The organism is Leisingera sp. G5_S3_59_S7 (assembly GCF_054968485.1).
Genome location: NZ_JBQKUH010000082.1, coordinates 1 through 13,962, shown reverse-complemented (window position 1 = coordinate 13,962; position 13,962 = coordinate 1). Strand labels below are relative to the sequence as shown.

Annotated in this window: 14 protein-coding genes and 2 pseudogenes; 8 read left to right on the top strand and 8 right to left on the bottom strand. The window is 62.0% G+C overall.

Features of this window, described 5'->3' with window-relative positions:
• A pseudogene (locus ACTRWG_RS21395) lies at positions 1-970 on the top strand (IS3 family transposase); the annotation flags it as partial.
• Positions 971-1,321: 351 nt separating this feature from the next.
• Here ACTRWG_RS21395 and ACTRWG_RS21390 read toward each other — a convergent pair.
• The 4 genes from ACTRWG_RS21390 to ACTRWG_RS21375 all read right to left on the bottom strand — a co-directional run bounded on the left by ACTRWG_RS21390 (position 1,322) and on the right by ACTRWG_RS21375 (position 4,215).
• Positions 1,322-1,801: a hypothetical protein gene (locus ACTRWG_RS21390; RefSeq protein ID WP_462829914.1), complete on the bottom strand. Its 480-nt coding sequence runs from the start codon at positions 1,799-1,801 to the stop codon at positions 1,322-1,324.
• Between the two features lie 354 nt (positions 1,802-2,155).
• Positions 2,156-3,049 (bottom strand): mechanosensitive ion channel family protein, encoded by an 894-nt coding sequence (locus tag ACTRWG_RS21385; protein WP_462829913.1) that lies wholly within the window; start codon positions 3,047-3,049, stop codon positions 2,156-2,158.
• 242 nt (positions 3,050-3,291) lie between these two features.
• Positions 3,292-3,732 carry a nucleoside diphosphate kinase regulator gene (rnk, locus tag ACTRWG_RS21380; RefSeq protein WP_051357611.1) on the bottom strand — a complete coding sequence of 147 codons (441 nt, stop codon included), beginning with the start codon at positions 3,730-3,732 and terminating at the stop codon, positions 3,292-3,294.
• 345 nt (positions 3,733-4,077) lie between these two features.
• A complete protein-coding gene (locus ACTRWG_RS21375; protein ID WP_154667597.1) occupies positions 4,078-4,215 on the bottom strand; it encodes a hypothetical protein in 138 nt (45 codons plus the stop codon).
• A 227-nt stretch (positions 4,216-4,442) separates the two neighbouring features.
• Here ACTRWG_RS21375 and ACTRWG_RS21370 point away from each other — a divergent pair, with 227 nt between their 5' ends.
• From ACTRWG_RS21370 to ACTRWG_RS21350, 5 genes and pseudogenes are all read left to right on the top strand, one after another.
• Positions 4,443-4,859, top strand: coding sequence for a DUF1127 domain-containing protein (locus ACTRWG_RS21370; protein ID WP_084299292.1), 417 nt, complete (start codon positions 4,443-4,445; stop codon positions 4,857-4,859).
• A gap of 358 nt (positions 4,860-5,217) precedes the next feature.
• The gene (locus ACTRWG_RS21365) at positions 5,218-6,186 is read left to right on the top strand and encodes a universal stress protein (protein WP_027233555.1); all 969 of its coding nucleotides are present in this window, start codon (positions 5,218-5,220) and stop codon (positions 6,184-6,186) included.
• Entirely contained in the window at positions 6,176-6,343 is a 168-nt protein-coding gene (locus ACTRWG_RS21360) for a hypothetical protein (protein WP_245597299.1), read from the top strand. Before ACTRWG_RS21365 ends, ACTRWG_RS21360 begins: the two co-directional genes overlap by 11 nt.
• A 156-nt stretch (positions 6,344-6,499) precedes the next feature.
• Positions 6,500-6,670: pseudogene (locus ACTRWG_RS21355) on the top strand (ferritin-like domain-containing protein); the annotation flags it as partial.
• Between the two features lie 153 nt (positions 6,671-6,823).
• Positions 6,824-8,110 carry an MFS transporter gene (locus tag ACTRWG_RS21350; protein WP_036796616.1) on the top strand — a complete coding sequence of 429 codons (1,287 nt, stop codon included), beginning with the start codon at positions 6,824-6,826 and terminating at the stop codon, positions 8,108-8,110.
• Between the two features lie 105 nt (positions 8,111-8,215).
• On the opposite strand, the gene ACTRWG_RS21345 is transcribed toward ACTRWG_RS21350, so the two are convergent.
• The 3 genes from ACTRWG_RS21345 to ACTRWG_RS21335 all read right to left on the bottom strand — a co-directional run bounded on the left by ACTRWG_RS21345 (position 8,216) and on the right by ACTRWG_RS21335 (position 10,965).
• Positions 8,216-8,908, bottom strand: coding sequence for a 5-formyltetrahydrofolate cyclo-ligase (locus tag ACTRWG_RS21345; protein WP_036796617.1), 693 nt, complete (start codon positions 8,906-8,908; stop codon positions 8,216-8,218).
• Positions 8,905-9,933 (bottom strand): NAD(P)H-dependent flavin oxidoreductase, encoded by a 1,029-nt coding sequence (locus ACTRWG_RS21340; protein ID WP_027233556.1) that lies wholly within the window; start codon positions 9,931-9,933, stop codon positions 8,905-8,907. The genes ACTRWG_RS21345 and ACTRWG_RS21340 overlap by 4 nt, the downstream gene beginning before the upstream one ends.
• 135 nt (positions 9,934-10,068) lie before the next feature.
• Positions 10,069-10,965, bottom strand: a complete 897-nt coding sequence (locus tag ACTRWG_RS21335) for a LysR family transcriptional regulator (RefSeq protein ID WP_027233557.1) — start codon at positions 10,963-10,965, stop codon at positions 10,069-10,071.
• 85 nt (positions 10,966-11,050) lie between these two features.
• Here ACTRWG_RS21335 and ACTRWG_RS21330 point away from each other — a divergent pair, with 85 nt between their 5' ends.
• Together ACTRWG_RS21330 and ACTRWG_RS21325 are read left to right on the top strand one after the other, a co-directional pair.
• Complete coding sequence (locus tag ACTRWG_RS21330) at positions 11,051-12,226, top strand: CaiB/BaiF CoA transferase family protein (protein ID WP_036796618.1); 1,176 nt, start codon at positions 11,051-11,053, stop codon at positions 12,224-12,226.
• Positions 12,223-13,359, top strand: a complete 1,137-nt coding sequence (locus tag ACTRWG_RS21325; protein WP_027233559.1) for an acyl-CoA dehydrogenase family protein — start codon at positions 12,223-12,225, stop codon at positions 13,357-13,359. Before ACTRWG_RS21330 ends, ACTRWG_RS21325 begins: the two co-directional genes overlap by 4 nt.
• Before the next feature lie 400 nt (positions 13,360-13,759).
• On the opposite strand, the gene ACTRWG_RS21320 is transcribed toward ACTRWG_RS21325, so the two are convergent.
• Positions 13,760-13,962: ATP-binding protein (locus ACTRWG_RS21320; protein WP_462829912.1), on the bottom strand; the 203-nt coding region annotated here is incomplete at its 5' end.

The following is a 13,962-nucleotide window of genomic DNA, read 5'->3' as shown; positions in this document are numbered from 1 at the left end:
GCCAAGCTGAAGCGGCTGCTGGCAGACACGATGCTCGACAACGTGGTTTTGAAAGACCTGCTGGGAAAAAGCTGACGACACCGAAAGAGCGGCGAGAGGCAGCGCTCAATGCAATGCGGGATCATGACATCTCGCAGCGCAGGGCCTGCCGGCTTGTCGGTGTCGACCCTAAGACGGTCCGGCGCGAACGCCCGCCCGACCATCCCGAGATCCGCCAGGAGATGAAGGAGATCGCTGGCAAACGCCGCCGGTTCGGCTACCGGAGGATCGGCGTTCTGCTTGAGCGCAAAGGCATGATCATGAACCACAAAAAACTCTACCGCCTCTACCGGGAAGAAGGCCTGGCGGTGAAGCGGCGGCGGGGCCGCAAACGCGCCCGGGGTCGCGCACGCCGATGCCCGAAGCCACACGGCCGAACCAGCGCTGGTCCCTGGACTTTCTGGCAGACAGCTTCGGCGCCTCGCGGAAGTTCCGCATCCTGGCCGTGAACGATGACTGCTGCCGGGAAAACCTGTGCCTGGCTGCGGACACCAGCATTTCAGGCGAGCGCGTTGCCCGGGAGCTGGACGCGCTGGTCCGGATCTACGGAAAACCCGCTTGCATTGTCAGCGATAACGGGACGGAATTCACCAGCCGGGCAATCCTGAAATGGGCCGATAGGAACGGCGTGGATTGGCATTACATTGACCCAGGAAAACCGCAGCAGAATGCCTTCATCGAGTCATTCAACGGCAGTTTGCGGGACGAACTCCTCAATGAAGAGCTGTTCGATACCCTGGACGATGCCCGCCGCAAGCTGGCGCTGTGGCGCTACGATTATAACAACGTCAGGCCTCACTCTTCGCTGGGGAACAGAGCGCCAAAGCAAGCGCGGCAGGCGCTTGAGCTAATTGAGGGCTCCGCGCCCGCCGCGCTTGCCAAGCCCGAAACCGACGACTACCAAAATCAAACCCGCAGACTCTCCTCATGAGCGAGGGACCAGCGGGGGGCAGGTCAACGGCCATAGGCGGTCAAATTGCCGTGGGGATGATGAAGGGGATGAACTTTGCGAGCGGCTCGGAATTGCTTGGGTTACGCTTGATCCCAATCCGGGGAGTGGAGAACCGAAACTCAGCAGCCGGGTGAATTGCCCAGGGTTCCGCGCGCCCAATCGGGTGGTACAAAGATTATAAGCATAGCGCCGCACTTCCCTGTGCTCGGCACGACGAGAGCCAAGCGCATTCTTGGAGCATTTAGGCAAAAAGCGTGCTGCAAATAGGGCCCGAAACAATGGGTAACCGGGCGGCTTTCCGAGAGTTGAGATTTCACGTGGAAACCGATGCTACTGGTGTGGGGCATTTGCCCTGCCAAGCGTCTGGTTTACATCGATGACGACGACAGCATCAATATCTCCGTTGTCCCTCAGCAGCGGCGCTTTCTGTAGCATTTGCATACCAATCAGCGTTGCGCCAAGAAGTGTTTCGACAGGCAAGTGTTCCGCATTTGGGTTAGGATCAAAGGTAAGCAAACCTGATCGGATGACCCTGTCATTTGTCATGTAGGCGACCTCGCACCCTGCAGTAACAAGGTCCTCCGGCGCAGGTTCCGGCGCCCCGCGTGAAATGCGGAGTTTGTGCCGCAGGAATCCGGCAAGCAGTTCAGGGTTCGCGGAACCTTTCAGATTCCCATGGCTCAGAAGGCGCTCGATGCCGACACGATCGGCAACGGTTAGGGCGAAGCGAAAGCCAACGGGCGCGCCTTCTGCCAATGATCGAACAAAAGCTCTGCTGTGCATGGGGTTGTGAGGCCAAGGCCTGAACATGGTCTTCCTCCCGGAGCGTACGAGGGCTCCTTTGCTTGTCTCAAGGAATTGAGCAGCCCCGGGTGGTTGGATCTATGCCCGCACGCAAACCACCCGGGGATCCGGGCGGTTCAGTAGAAGAAATCGAAAATGATTCTCATGTAGCAACATAGGAGGAGAATCAGACATACCCTCTGATCTGTCAACGGTCCTACCGCTCCGATATGCGCTTATCGCTTGGCGGTACGCCCCGGTGGTCCCTTGCCAGAAGGGATCACTAAATTGTCGCGTGCCAGTTGCAGCGGTTTTGGCAGGTTGCCCCGAATGCGTCCTCCTGACTGCGGCCAAAACGCGGTCAGTGAAGGATGAAGGGCGCTACGTGTCGCCGGATGACGCGGCCGGGATCACCTCTTTCCGGCGATAGGGGGCGATGGTTCCGGCATTGCGCAGCGCCTCGTCCACAAGAGTGAAAACCTCGTCGCGGCAGTCGATATCGCGGTCGAACCGTGACAGCCAATAGCGTAGCGCGTAGGTAATACCACCTTCTTCGTAAGCCAGAACACGCACGTCCGGCGCAGGATCCAATTGGATAAGTTTCGCACCCCTCAGGGCTTCCAGCATCACCTCACGCGCACGGTCGATTGGCATGCTATGATCCAGCACGATGTTGACCTGGGCGCGGTATTCCGGCTTGGGCGCAGAGTAGTTGGTAATGCGCTGCCGTGCGATCTGGCTGTTGGGCAGGATCATATAGGTGCGGTCACGGGTCAAAAGGCGCGTGGTGCGCCAGCCGATCTCGATCACCTTGCCGCGCGCTAGCCCGTCGATATCGATCCAGTCGCCGATACGGAACGGCCCTTCGACACCAAGGGCAATTCCCGACAGCGTGTCGGCCACGACGTTGCGGATCGCAAACCCAAGCAGCGCCAGTACCAGACCGGAGCCTGCAAGCGCGCCGAACGCACCTTGCCCCATGAACAGCGACACCGTTGCGGCAAAAGCAATCAGAAACAGCAGTGCCGCAATTATATCTTTGAGCAGCCGCGGGTAGGGCCGCCGCCGCACTGCCGCCTGATCAAGCGCTAGGGACGTGATCCGGCTAACGAGCCACGCCGCTGCAAAATAAGCCAGCGCAGTGACAGCGGGCAAAAGGGTTTCGCTATCGTTAAAAAATCCGGCCGGCCACGATGGCGACAGGAGCAGCCCAAAGCAAATTAGCGTCAACAGGGTCGGCCACAGAAGCCGGCGGATATGCTGCTTCACGCTCATGACCGGACCCCGCGCCCTGCAGCTGTTCGCGGCAGGGTTTCATTATAGTTTACGCAAATTGCGCAATAGCCGACGCAGGCCATTTCGCGGACTCCAAAGAAACAGTTGATGGATGGCATTGATGCCTGTTGATTGCATGTCACCCGGATGGCGGCCTGCAGACCACATCAGGTCAGCTTGGCCCTCCAGGAGAGCTGCGGCATGGCGTAACGCCTCGCCATGCTTCAAAAAACACCGAAGCGTTACTGGCTATCGGGGTCAGACGTATCTTCCACACGGATCACCGTCAGCATCCGGCGCTGGCGATTACGTGTGTCCCAGTGAAAAGCAGCGCCTTCGGACAGTCCCAGCAGCGCGACACCGACCGGTGTCATCACCGAAACCCGCTGACGCGCGATATCAGCCTCCTCAGGATAGACAAGTGTGACGGTTCTCTCCTGGCCGGTCGCCTCGTCTCTGAAAACGACGCGGCTGCCGATCCCGATCACATCCCCGGGCATCCGCTCAGGCGGAAGGATCCGGGCGCGGCTCAGTTCGTCCAGAAGACGATCGGCAAGCGCCGGATTGCGGCTGAACGCGCCTTCAGCAAGCGCCTCGATGTGGGAAAGCTCGTCAGCATTTATTATGATATGCGGCTGATCAGTATGGGACGTGCTGGGTGCCTTGGTCATAGCGGTAGACATGGGTCTGATCCTTTGTTGATGGCCGGAGAGAAAAAGGGGCGGGGCGCTGCAGGGCGTTCCGTCAGGAGCGGTTCGGCTTCTGTCTGCCTGCGTCGGGCAAGGTGGAAAATGGGATGAGATGTGCCTGCGGCGGTAGCGATACTTCGGCTGCCATGACTATAGATCATAGCATCTCCGCCGACGGCGATGCGTCAGTTACCGTTCAGGAATTTGAGGAGCCCCGGGGGGAATTAAAGGCGCAGTCGCGCCTATGCCGCCCCGGGAAACGGGCGGTTCAGGAACACAAGCCGTATATGATCTCGGTGAACCAACATGCTGGTGAATTAGGTACGGTATGTAAATTAGTCAATCCCGGGCGGTTGCTTTGCGCTGGAACGGGCCGGAAAGCGCTGCTTCAGGCCAAAAGGTCGCACCCGATGCCTCCGGCTTGAAAAGATCCTTCAGTGTGGCAACATCAGAACCATGTTGTTGTTCAGCCTTCATACGAGGTTTCTGCGCTTCGCAGGAAATCTACTGAACCGCCGGTAACCCCGGGCGGGGTGGCTCTTCGCGCCTATCCACGCTTCGGGGTTTATATCTGTCTCTCACGACAAAACTAACGGCACCTGCCTTTGCGTCTCCGGATCTATCCTCAGTGGTTTGTCAGCCGAGGGGTACTGCCATGCCGGGGTCCAGGTTGCGATCTCAACACCTCCGAGCGGGAGAACGACATGTTGTATCCATATTTTTCACATCGAAACTACACTGCACCCCCCGTGCCTTATGTTCATGCGCAGCTGAAGCGGCGGGCTAAAGCTGGCGGCGATGCCATTCGAAGAATGCTGCGCGCCGCGGTACGGCATTGGAGGCGCAGCAGCATGATTGATGCGCTCCAATCTATGGACGACCGGCTTCTGCGTGATATTGGCGTTTATCGCGGTGAGATTCAGAACTTGGTCGCAGAATTTGACGACCGTGAACTGGGTCTGAAGCCAGTCGGGCCGGGCAACGACCGGTCGAAGGACGCTAAAATCGTGTATCTGCAGACGGCGTGCATACGCGAGCCTGCCCGCCACCGGCGCTGGTGGCGCGTAGGCTCGCGCAATCACAAGTGTCCAATACTGTCCATGAAAGGGATACACCGATGATGATCTGCAATGCCGACTTCGAGGAATTGTTTCCTGCACTGTTTCAAACCGAGCCTGTACGTGCTGCATGCCCAAGGGCACAGGTGCCAAGTGCCGAGTGTATCGTCCGGTGGGACGATGACGGCGGACGGCAGGCGACTTCTGTCTGCGGCGCGGAGCTGCAGGCGGCGACGGCCCGCAAACCAGTTTCGGTCTGAAAGGATCAGACAGACTCGGTGTTAAAGCCGTCACGAGGTTGGCCAAGGAGGCCCATGCGGCCGCCTTAGGCGGGATTATTGCTTCAGGGCAGATGTAAAAATCGGCATGCCACATCCGAAAGTGCCAATCGGCAGGCCAGATGTAGTCAGGAGAAAGGACCATGATAGCGACACGAATCCTTGCGGCAGTGGAGCGGTTTCCGCAAGACGACGCCGTGTTGGTGCGCGGTTTTGAAATAGCAAACCGGCTTGGAGCAGTGCTGACCATCGTTCATGTGATGGAGCTGCCCGACCATGCAGTGGCCCGGGCGCTGGCCGATACTTTTCGTTGCCAGTCGGACTTCGCAGCCCGCGGCCGGATCGTAGCGGCATTGCGCCGGAACGGCATCGGCACGGCCGGCACTGAGATACGCATCGAAGCCGGATCGCCCGCCCAGCGGCTTGTCGAGATCTGCGATGAGTTCGCACCTGAACTTGTCGTGATGCGGGCAAACCAAAAAACCCGGATCCTCGAAAAGCTGCTTGGTTCGACGACACAGGCAGTACTCGCTGCTGGCACTGTTCCGGTTCTGATTGTGAAACAGGCATCCGGTAAACCCTACGGCCGTGTCATTCTCGCGGTTGACGGCCCTGACTATGTGCCAGATGTCTTGACTGTCGTGACAAGCCTGTTGCCCGATGCCGCGCTGGAACTGGTTCAGGCAGTCAAGGTTCCGCCTCAGCTTGAAGCGGCGATGCTGCGCGTCGGGTTGGCTCAGACAGAACTAACCGCCCACCGCGACGCTCTGGCCGACGAGGCCGAAAAACGCCTGGGCTCGCTCACGGCCGGGCTAAGGCACGGCTTAGAATGGCAGGTGCTTCGCGGCGACCCGGCGGAAGAACTCATTCGTGTGACGCAGAGCCCGGATACGGACCTGATCACGCTGGGGCCTAACCGGTCCAGTCTGATCCGGTGTGCGTTTACCGGCAGTGTCACGCAGCGATTGCTGCGCGATGCCGCCTGCGACGTGTTGATCTGCCGCCCGGCAGAGGCTCGCAGCCCGCGCGCGCTGACAACAGAACCGTCAACCCGGCCAGTCCACGGCCAACAATCCTTACCACTCTATCAAGGGGGCACCTATGACCACTAAACTGAAACAAAACCCGTCAGCCGAACATGCCAAGGCTGATATTCCGAACACTGCGTCCGTAACGGAGGCGCTGTCCGAGGTCCTGGCGGAGACTTACCGGCTGGTCCTGAAATCCCATACCTACCATTGGAATGTGACGGGCCCGCTGTTTTTCTAAATCCACGAGATGACCGAGACTCAATACACCGACATGTTCGCCGCGGCGGATGTGCTGGCCGAAAGGATAAGGGCGCTGGGTAAGCCCGCTTCGGTGAATCCGGCGGCACTGGTCGCAGGACCAGGCTGACAGGATCCCTATGCGAAACTTTCAGCGAACGAAATGGTCAGGGATCTTCTGTCCGACCATGAAAGGCTGGCTCAGCACATGCGCGCCCTTGTCGAGACCGCAGAAGCCGCAAAAGATCCTGTGACAGCAGATCTCGCAACCGAACGCGCGGCATTTCACGAGAAAGCCGCCTGGATGCTCCGCGCCACGGCTGCGTAGACGCACCCAGTTACAGCGGATAGCAGCAGATCAGCCCTGGCCATGGCCGGGGCTTTTGCATCACACGGTTCCTGCAAGCGTCGATTTTCGCTATACAGAGACTTAAAAACGGCCTGAACCGTCAGAAGGAGAAAATAGATCCCGGACCGATCCATGGCCCCTAACCTTCGCAGGCTGCTGGCCCCTGTAAAATCCCTCCTTGGCGGCACGGTCGCTTTCATGGCTGGGAACAGCCTGCTTGGCGTTGTGCTGCCGCTTCGCATGGAAGCGGCAGACTATCCGGTGGCATTAACCGGTATGATCATGGCGGCATATTATCTGGGACTGGCCTTTGGAGGATTCAAAGCCAAACACGTCATCCTCCGGATCGGACATATCCGCGCCTTCTCGACTTTTGCGGCGCTGACCGCCGCAACGTGCCTTGCCTATGCGTTCTTCTTTAACCCGTTTGCATGGATAATTTTTCGGATTGTCAACGGCTTCTGTATCGCCGGGATGACAACCTCGATCGAGAGCTGGCTTAATGACCGCAGCAGCAACGAAACCCGCGGCCGCGTGCTTGGGTCTTACATGCTGACTTTCTACCTTGCGATTGCACTGGGCCAGACTTTAATAAACGTCGCCCCGGTGAGCGGCGATGACCATCTGCTGATCGCTTCGGCCCTGATCGGGTTGTCGCTTATGCCCATAGCCCTCACGGGACTTGGTGAACCAAACCTCGGCGAGCTTCGCGTTCTGGGCGTGAAAAAGCTATACGAGGCGTCACGGGTTGGCGTGGTTGGCGCGGGTGTCGCCGGAATGCTTGTTGGCTCATTCTATGCGATGGGTGTCGTCTTTGCCCGCCAAATCGGCATGAGCGTGACGGAAGCTGCCCTGTTCATGAGTGTCGTTGTGCTTGGGGGGCTTGGCTTTCAGATGCCCGTCGGCATTCTGGCTGACAAGTTTGATCGTCGTATTGTCATGTCCTGTATGCTGATCGGCGTCGGAGCGTCATGGGGGCTATTGTCGGGTTCGATTGCAAATGGGGTACCATTGGCCGTCTTGATGGTCATGGCATTGGCGTTTGGCGGCGCAATCAGCAGCGTCTATCCGCTATGCGTTGCGCAAACTTTCGATCGGCTGGACCGGAAATATTATGTCGCGGCATCTGGGCGTCTGTTGATGGTTTATTCCATCGGAGCGACAATCGGCCCGCTGTTCGCATCGGCGCTCATGGCGGTTTACGGCCCTTCTTCGTTCTTCCTGTTCGAATCCGCCATCGCGATAGCGTACGCGATTTTTGTCCTTTTCAGCGTCAAGGCGGGGCCCGAATTGCCCGCCGATGGACGAGAGAAGTTTGTGCCGCTTCCTGATATATCGCCAGTTGCCATGGGGTTGGATCCGCGCACGGAACCGGAGCTATCGACGCCTGACAGTCAGGCAAATGATACAGTTGGCTAATACCGTCCCCCAGTGATTTCTAAGCCTGCTCCAACTTTCCCGCCGCTGCGATGGCGGGAAAACGTGAACCAAAGTTCAGAACCGCTGTGGCTATGAAAAGACATCTTAGTACCCCAGCCGCTCGCCAGATTCAGTCAAAACGACATCCAGCGGAATGTCATGCGGCTGCGGATGGATTGTCTGAAGCTCCGCGCTGTCCAGCCCGATGCCGATGGCAAAGGGGCGCGGCGCCAGGGCCGCCAGGGTGCGGTCGAAATAGCCGCCGCCATAGCCCAGCCGGTAGCCGCCGGGCGCCCAGCCCACCAGCGGAGCAAGGACGATGCCGGGGGTCAGCGCCGGCGCTTCGGGCGGCGGAACCGGGATGTTCCAGTCGCCGCGCACCAACCGGGTTTCCGGCGTCCACAGGCGGAACACCAGCGGCGCGGCCTTGGTCTCGACAATGGGCAGGGCAATCGTGGCGCCCCCGGCGTGCAGCTCCGCCATCAGCGGGCGCAGATTGGGTTCGCCCTTGATCGGCCAGTAGAAGGAGATGACGTGCCCGTCCGCGCCGCCGAACCGGGACCGGAGCAGCTGCCGCAAATGCCCGGACAGCGCGTCCCCGGCCGCCTGGCGTTCGGCAACCGTCAGGGCGAGCCGTTCCGCGCGCAGCCGGCTGCGTTCGGACTTGCGCCAGCGGGCAATGTCCGCGGCGTGCCGGGCGGCGGCGGCCTGGGGATCGTAAAGGCCAGTTTCCTCCGCCATGCAGGGCGAAGAAGCGTAGCCCTTGGCGGCGGGCGGGGTGCTGGGGGGCTTGCTCATCCGGTTGCTCCGCTGCGGGGCGAGAGGGGCCGTCCGAGGACATGCTCTGCGCCGCTGATGATGTCCGCGATACGCTCGGCTGCCGGCACGATCCCGCGGATGGCGCCCGCCCCCTGGCCTGCAAACAGGGCCATCGCCTCGAGGTCGCCGGTGGTGGTGCGCAGCGGGGAATCGGTGCTGTACCGCAGCCGCGGCTGGCTGCCGTCCCAAGCGATTTCCTCACGCGGGAGAGCGTCGGGATCGTGGCCCATATAGGCGCCGCCGAGCGCCTTGGTGACGCTGTTCTCCAGCACCCGCACCGCCGCGCCCGCGGGCCAGTTCAGCACGAAGACATCGGTCAGGACGGTGTCGGCGCCGGTGGCGGCGGCAACGCGGTCCTTGTGGTAGCGGTAAGCAAAGGATTCAGCCGTTGCAAGAAAGGCGGTGCCGCACTGGATCCCGGCGGCGCCCATGGCCAAGAAAGCGGCCAGATCCCCGCCGGTGGACAGGCCGCCCGAAGCGACGACCGGGATAGACACCGCTTCCAGGATTTCTTCCGTCAGGCCGCGGAGCGGATGACGGCCGTGGACATGGCCGCCGGCCTCGATGCCCTGGGCGATGATCACGTCGGCGCCGGCGGCCTCTGCGGCGCGCGCGGCCTCAACGGTGCCGACCTGGTGCAGAACCAGGCGGCCCGCCGCTTTTACCCGGGCCACGGTTTCGGGCATGACATCCCAGAAGAAGGTAAAGACGGGAACGCCGAGATCGAGGCAGCACCCGATCTGCGCATCGAGCAGGGCGGGTTCGGTTGCCGCAGGGATCACATTCACCGCAAAGGGGCGGTCTGTGGCGGCCCTGAGCCGGGTGACCTCCTCGGTGATCAGAGCCGGGCTTTCGCGCACCATGCCCAGCATGCCGAAGCCGCCGGCATTGGTCACGGCGGCGGCCAGTTCCCAGCGGGACACGCCGCCCATGCCCGCCAGGAGGATGGGGTAATCGCTGCCCAGCAGGCCGCAGAGGGGGGTTGCAGCAGCGAAAGTCGTCATCTGCGTTTCTCCTGTGCCGTGCAAGCGGTCACGCCGCCTGCAATCTGCGCGTTAGGGTGGGCCGGGCCGCGCCGCGCGTCAAGCGGCAGGGCCGGTTTCCACTGTCGCTGGTCTGGTGCCGGGACTGCCGGGCGCTTAGTCCAGCGGGGCGAAGAAGGCTTTGGCAAAGGCGGTGAACGCCTGGATGACAGGCTGTTTCAGCGCGGCGCCGCGATGGGCAAGTGCAATTTGATGCGGCGGCGGATGGCCGGAGAGCGGCACCCGGACGACCGGATTGCCATCATAGCACAACCCGTCAGGCAGGTCGGTGGCCAGCAGGCCGGCGCCGAACCCGTTGGCCACCATCGACCGCAGCATCTCGATCGAGCCGGTCTCTTGGGCCACCCGCACCGGAAACCTAGCGTTCTGCAGCAGGGACAGGAAATAGCCGCGGCTGTGCGGCAGGTTCATCAGGATGATTGGCTCCTGCGCCAGGTCTTCGGCGCTGACGCCGGGCTGACGGGCCAGCCTGTGCCCCGGCGGCAGCAGCGCATAGGGTTCGGCGGCCATCAGCGGAATGATGGCGAAATCCGACGGAACCCCGAAATCATAGAGCAGCGCGAGGTCGATCCGGCCTTCGCTGAGCCAGTCGAACAGCGTTTGCAAGTCTCCTTCGAGGATGCGGATCTCCGCGCCGGGGCGGGTGTCCATGAAGCGGCGCACTAGCTGCGGCGCATAGCGGGGGCCCAGGGTGGAAAACACACCAAGGTTCAGGAACTCCGGCGTCCCTTCGCCGCCGCTCAGCACCCAGCGCGCCTGCTTCTCCAGTTCGCGCAGCTGGGCAACCTTATGCTGCCCGAACGCCGTCAGCTCCATCCCGCGGCCGGGGATGCGGACAAAGAGCTTCTGGCCGAACACCTCCTCGCAGCGGGCGATGGCCAGCGACACCGAGGGCTGCGAGGTGTTCAGCGCGCGGCTGGCCGCCGCGGTGCTGCCGGTGTCGGCCACGGCCAGCAGGACTTCGACCTGGCGGAAGTTCAATGGTATATTCAAGTTGGAATACCCTTTATACAGATCCTGTATTTCCTGATATATCTCAATGGACGCTATCCTGCAGCAAGCAATTGATGGGGGAAGCATGTTCGACAATAACGCCACCGCAGGCCGCAGGCCGCTGGAGGGGGTCCGGGTGCTGGACTTTTCCCGCGTTCTGGCCGGTCCCTACTGCACCGCGCTGATGGCCGACCTTGGCGCGGAAGTGATCAAGGTGGAACCGCCCGCGGGCGATGACTACCGCCACATCGGCCCCTTCAGGGACGGCGAAAGCCTGCTGTTCCAGTCGGTGAATCGCGGCAAGAAATCCATCGTTCTGGACCTGAAATCCGCAGAAGGCGCGGCGGCGGCCCGGGCGCTGGCGGCGGAGAGCGATGTTTTGATCGAGAATTTCCGCCCCGGCGTGATGGAGCGGTTCGGGCTGGGCCGGGAGGCATTGTGCGCGGCCTGTCCGCAGCTGGTCTATGTCTCGGTGTCCGGGTTCGGCCAGACCGGCCCGAACCGGATGCTGCCGGCCTATGACATCATCATCCAGGCGATGAGCGGGCTGATGGACGTGACCGGCGCCGAGGACGGCCCGCCGATGATGGCCGGGGACGCCTTTGCCGATGTGGCGGGCGGCCTGTTCGCGGCCTTCGGGGCGATGGTGGCGCTGTTCGACCGCGCCCGAAGCGGCCGGGGGCGGCATGTCGACCTGGCGCTGTACGATTCGCTGGTGTCGATGATGCCGGTGCTGGCCTGCCGGGCGCTGATGGCCGGGGAGACGCCGAAGCGGACCGGCAGCAAGCACGCGCTGTCGGCGCCCTTTGGCACCTATCCGGCCAGGGACGGCAGTTTTACCGTCGCGGTGCTGAACGACCGGCTGTTTGCAAAGTTCGCGGCGGCCATCGGCGCGCCGGAACTGGCGGAGGATCCGCGGTTCGCCAGCGACAGCCAGCGGCGGCAGAATGAGCCGGCGCTGGCGCAGCATATCGAAAGCTGGGCCGCGGTCCGGGACGTGCAGAGCGTCGCCGCGCTGCTGTCCGAGGAGGGTATCCCGGCCGCGGCCCTGAGTTCGGTGCCGGAGGCCTGGGCGTCGCCGCAGGCGCAGGCGCGGGAGCTGGCAACGCCCGTCACCCATCCCGCGCTCGGCACGCTGAGCGTGCCGGAACAGCCGGTTCATTTCAGCGCCGCGCCGCGCGGCGGCCGTCAGGCAGCCCCGGGACTGGGGGCGCATACAGAGGAAATCCTGCATCGGCTGAAGGAAGGAGAGACCAAATGAGCGGTGATCTGAACAGTGAAGAACAGGCCGTCATCGGCCAAATCGAGCGGTTTTCGAATGAGGTGCTGGCGCCTGCCGCTGCGGCGATCGATGCCGCGGGGACATTTGCAACCCTGCACCGCCCGGCGCTGGCAGAAATGGGCACCATGGGCATGAACCTGCCCGAAGCCTATGGCGGCATTGGCCTGTCCGGTCCTGCGCTCTATTGCGCGGTGGAGGCCATAGCCGGCGCCTGCGGCTCAACTGCGTCGATGCTGACGGCGCATTTTCTGGCGACGGATTCTCTTCTGCTGGGCGCGGATGAGGCGTTGAAGCAGCGGCTGCTGCCGGCCGCCGCATCGGGGGAGGCGCTGGGGGCTTTTGCCTTGACCGAGCCGATGGCCGGCTCCAACCCGGCCGACATGCGCACCACCGCCATCCGCGACGGGGACGGCTACCGGCTGAAAGGCTCGAAATGCTTCATCTCGAACGCGGGCGGCGCGGATTTCATCGTGGTCTATGCCAAGACCGACAGCAGCGCAGGCGCGCGCGGGGTCAGCGCCTTTGTGGTGGAGCCGGGCAAGACGGACGGGGTGGAGATCGGCAGGCACGAGGAAACCATGGGGCTGCGCGGCGGCCATGTGTTCCCGGTCTCCCTTGACTGCCATGTGCCCGCGGAAAACCGGCTGGGCGACGAAGGCACCGGATTCCGAACCGCGATGAAGGTGCTGGACAATGGCCGCATCGAGGTAGCCGCGCAGGCAACCGGCATCGCCCGCGCGGCGCTGGATGCGGCGGTTTCCTATGCCAAGGAACGCGAGGTCGGCGGCCAGCCGATTGGCAATTTCCAGGGGCTGCAATGGATGCTGGCCGACAGCGCCACCGAGCTGGCGGCGGCGCGGGCCTTGGGGCTGCAGGCCGCCCGCAAGCGTGGCACCGGTGAGCGGTATTCCTTGGACTCGGCCTTTGCCAAGCTCTATGCCAGCGAGGCGGCCTGGCGCATTACCGACCGGGCGCTGCAGATTCACGGTGGTTACGGCTATACTCGCGACTTCCCCCTGGAACGCTACCTGCGCGACTTGCGGATCTTCCGGATTTATGAGGGATCTTCGGAAATCCAGCGCACGATCATTGCCCGCGGCATGCTGAAGTAGCCTGTCAGACGGCTCAAACCATGCAGGCTACGAATATGCAAAGCGCATCCTGCCCCGGCCCTGATCATCGCGCTTGGTTTACTGAGCAGAAAGCGGCGGGCGGGGTACCAGCCAGCTTGTGAACAGCATCACCGCCTGTGACTGCGGCTAAAAACAGGCTTCAGGAAAAGTCGGGTTTGCCAATGGTCCTTGGCACAAGGTTTCGTTGCAATTTCGTTTTTTCCCCTAGTCGGGGAAATGCGACCGTCCTGGCCGGCTGTCCTCCCGCCGTATTGTCAATGAGCGTTCAAAACTGACCCGGTTTCAGCGTTTGAATTTGACCCACCCCTTGTGGCGCAAAGGCCCCAGGCGGGCCGCCCTCATATAGCGAGTCCGTCTGGGGTCTTTGCTTGCGCGACGTTTATGTTTTTCTGCGTCGCTTGCTCTGTGCGAACCGGTATGACGTGTTGCCTGTCTCGATGATTGCGCAGTGATGGGTTACGCGATCCAGAAGCGCGGTTGTCATCTTGGCGTCACCGAAGACCGAGACCCATTCGCCGGGCATTGCCAAGTTGATCACGGGGTTCCGTCGGGATAGGCGGTCATCATGAAAACCGTGCCGAC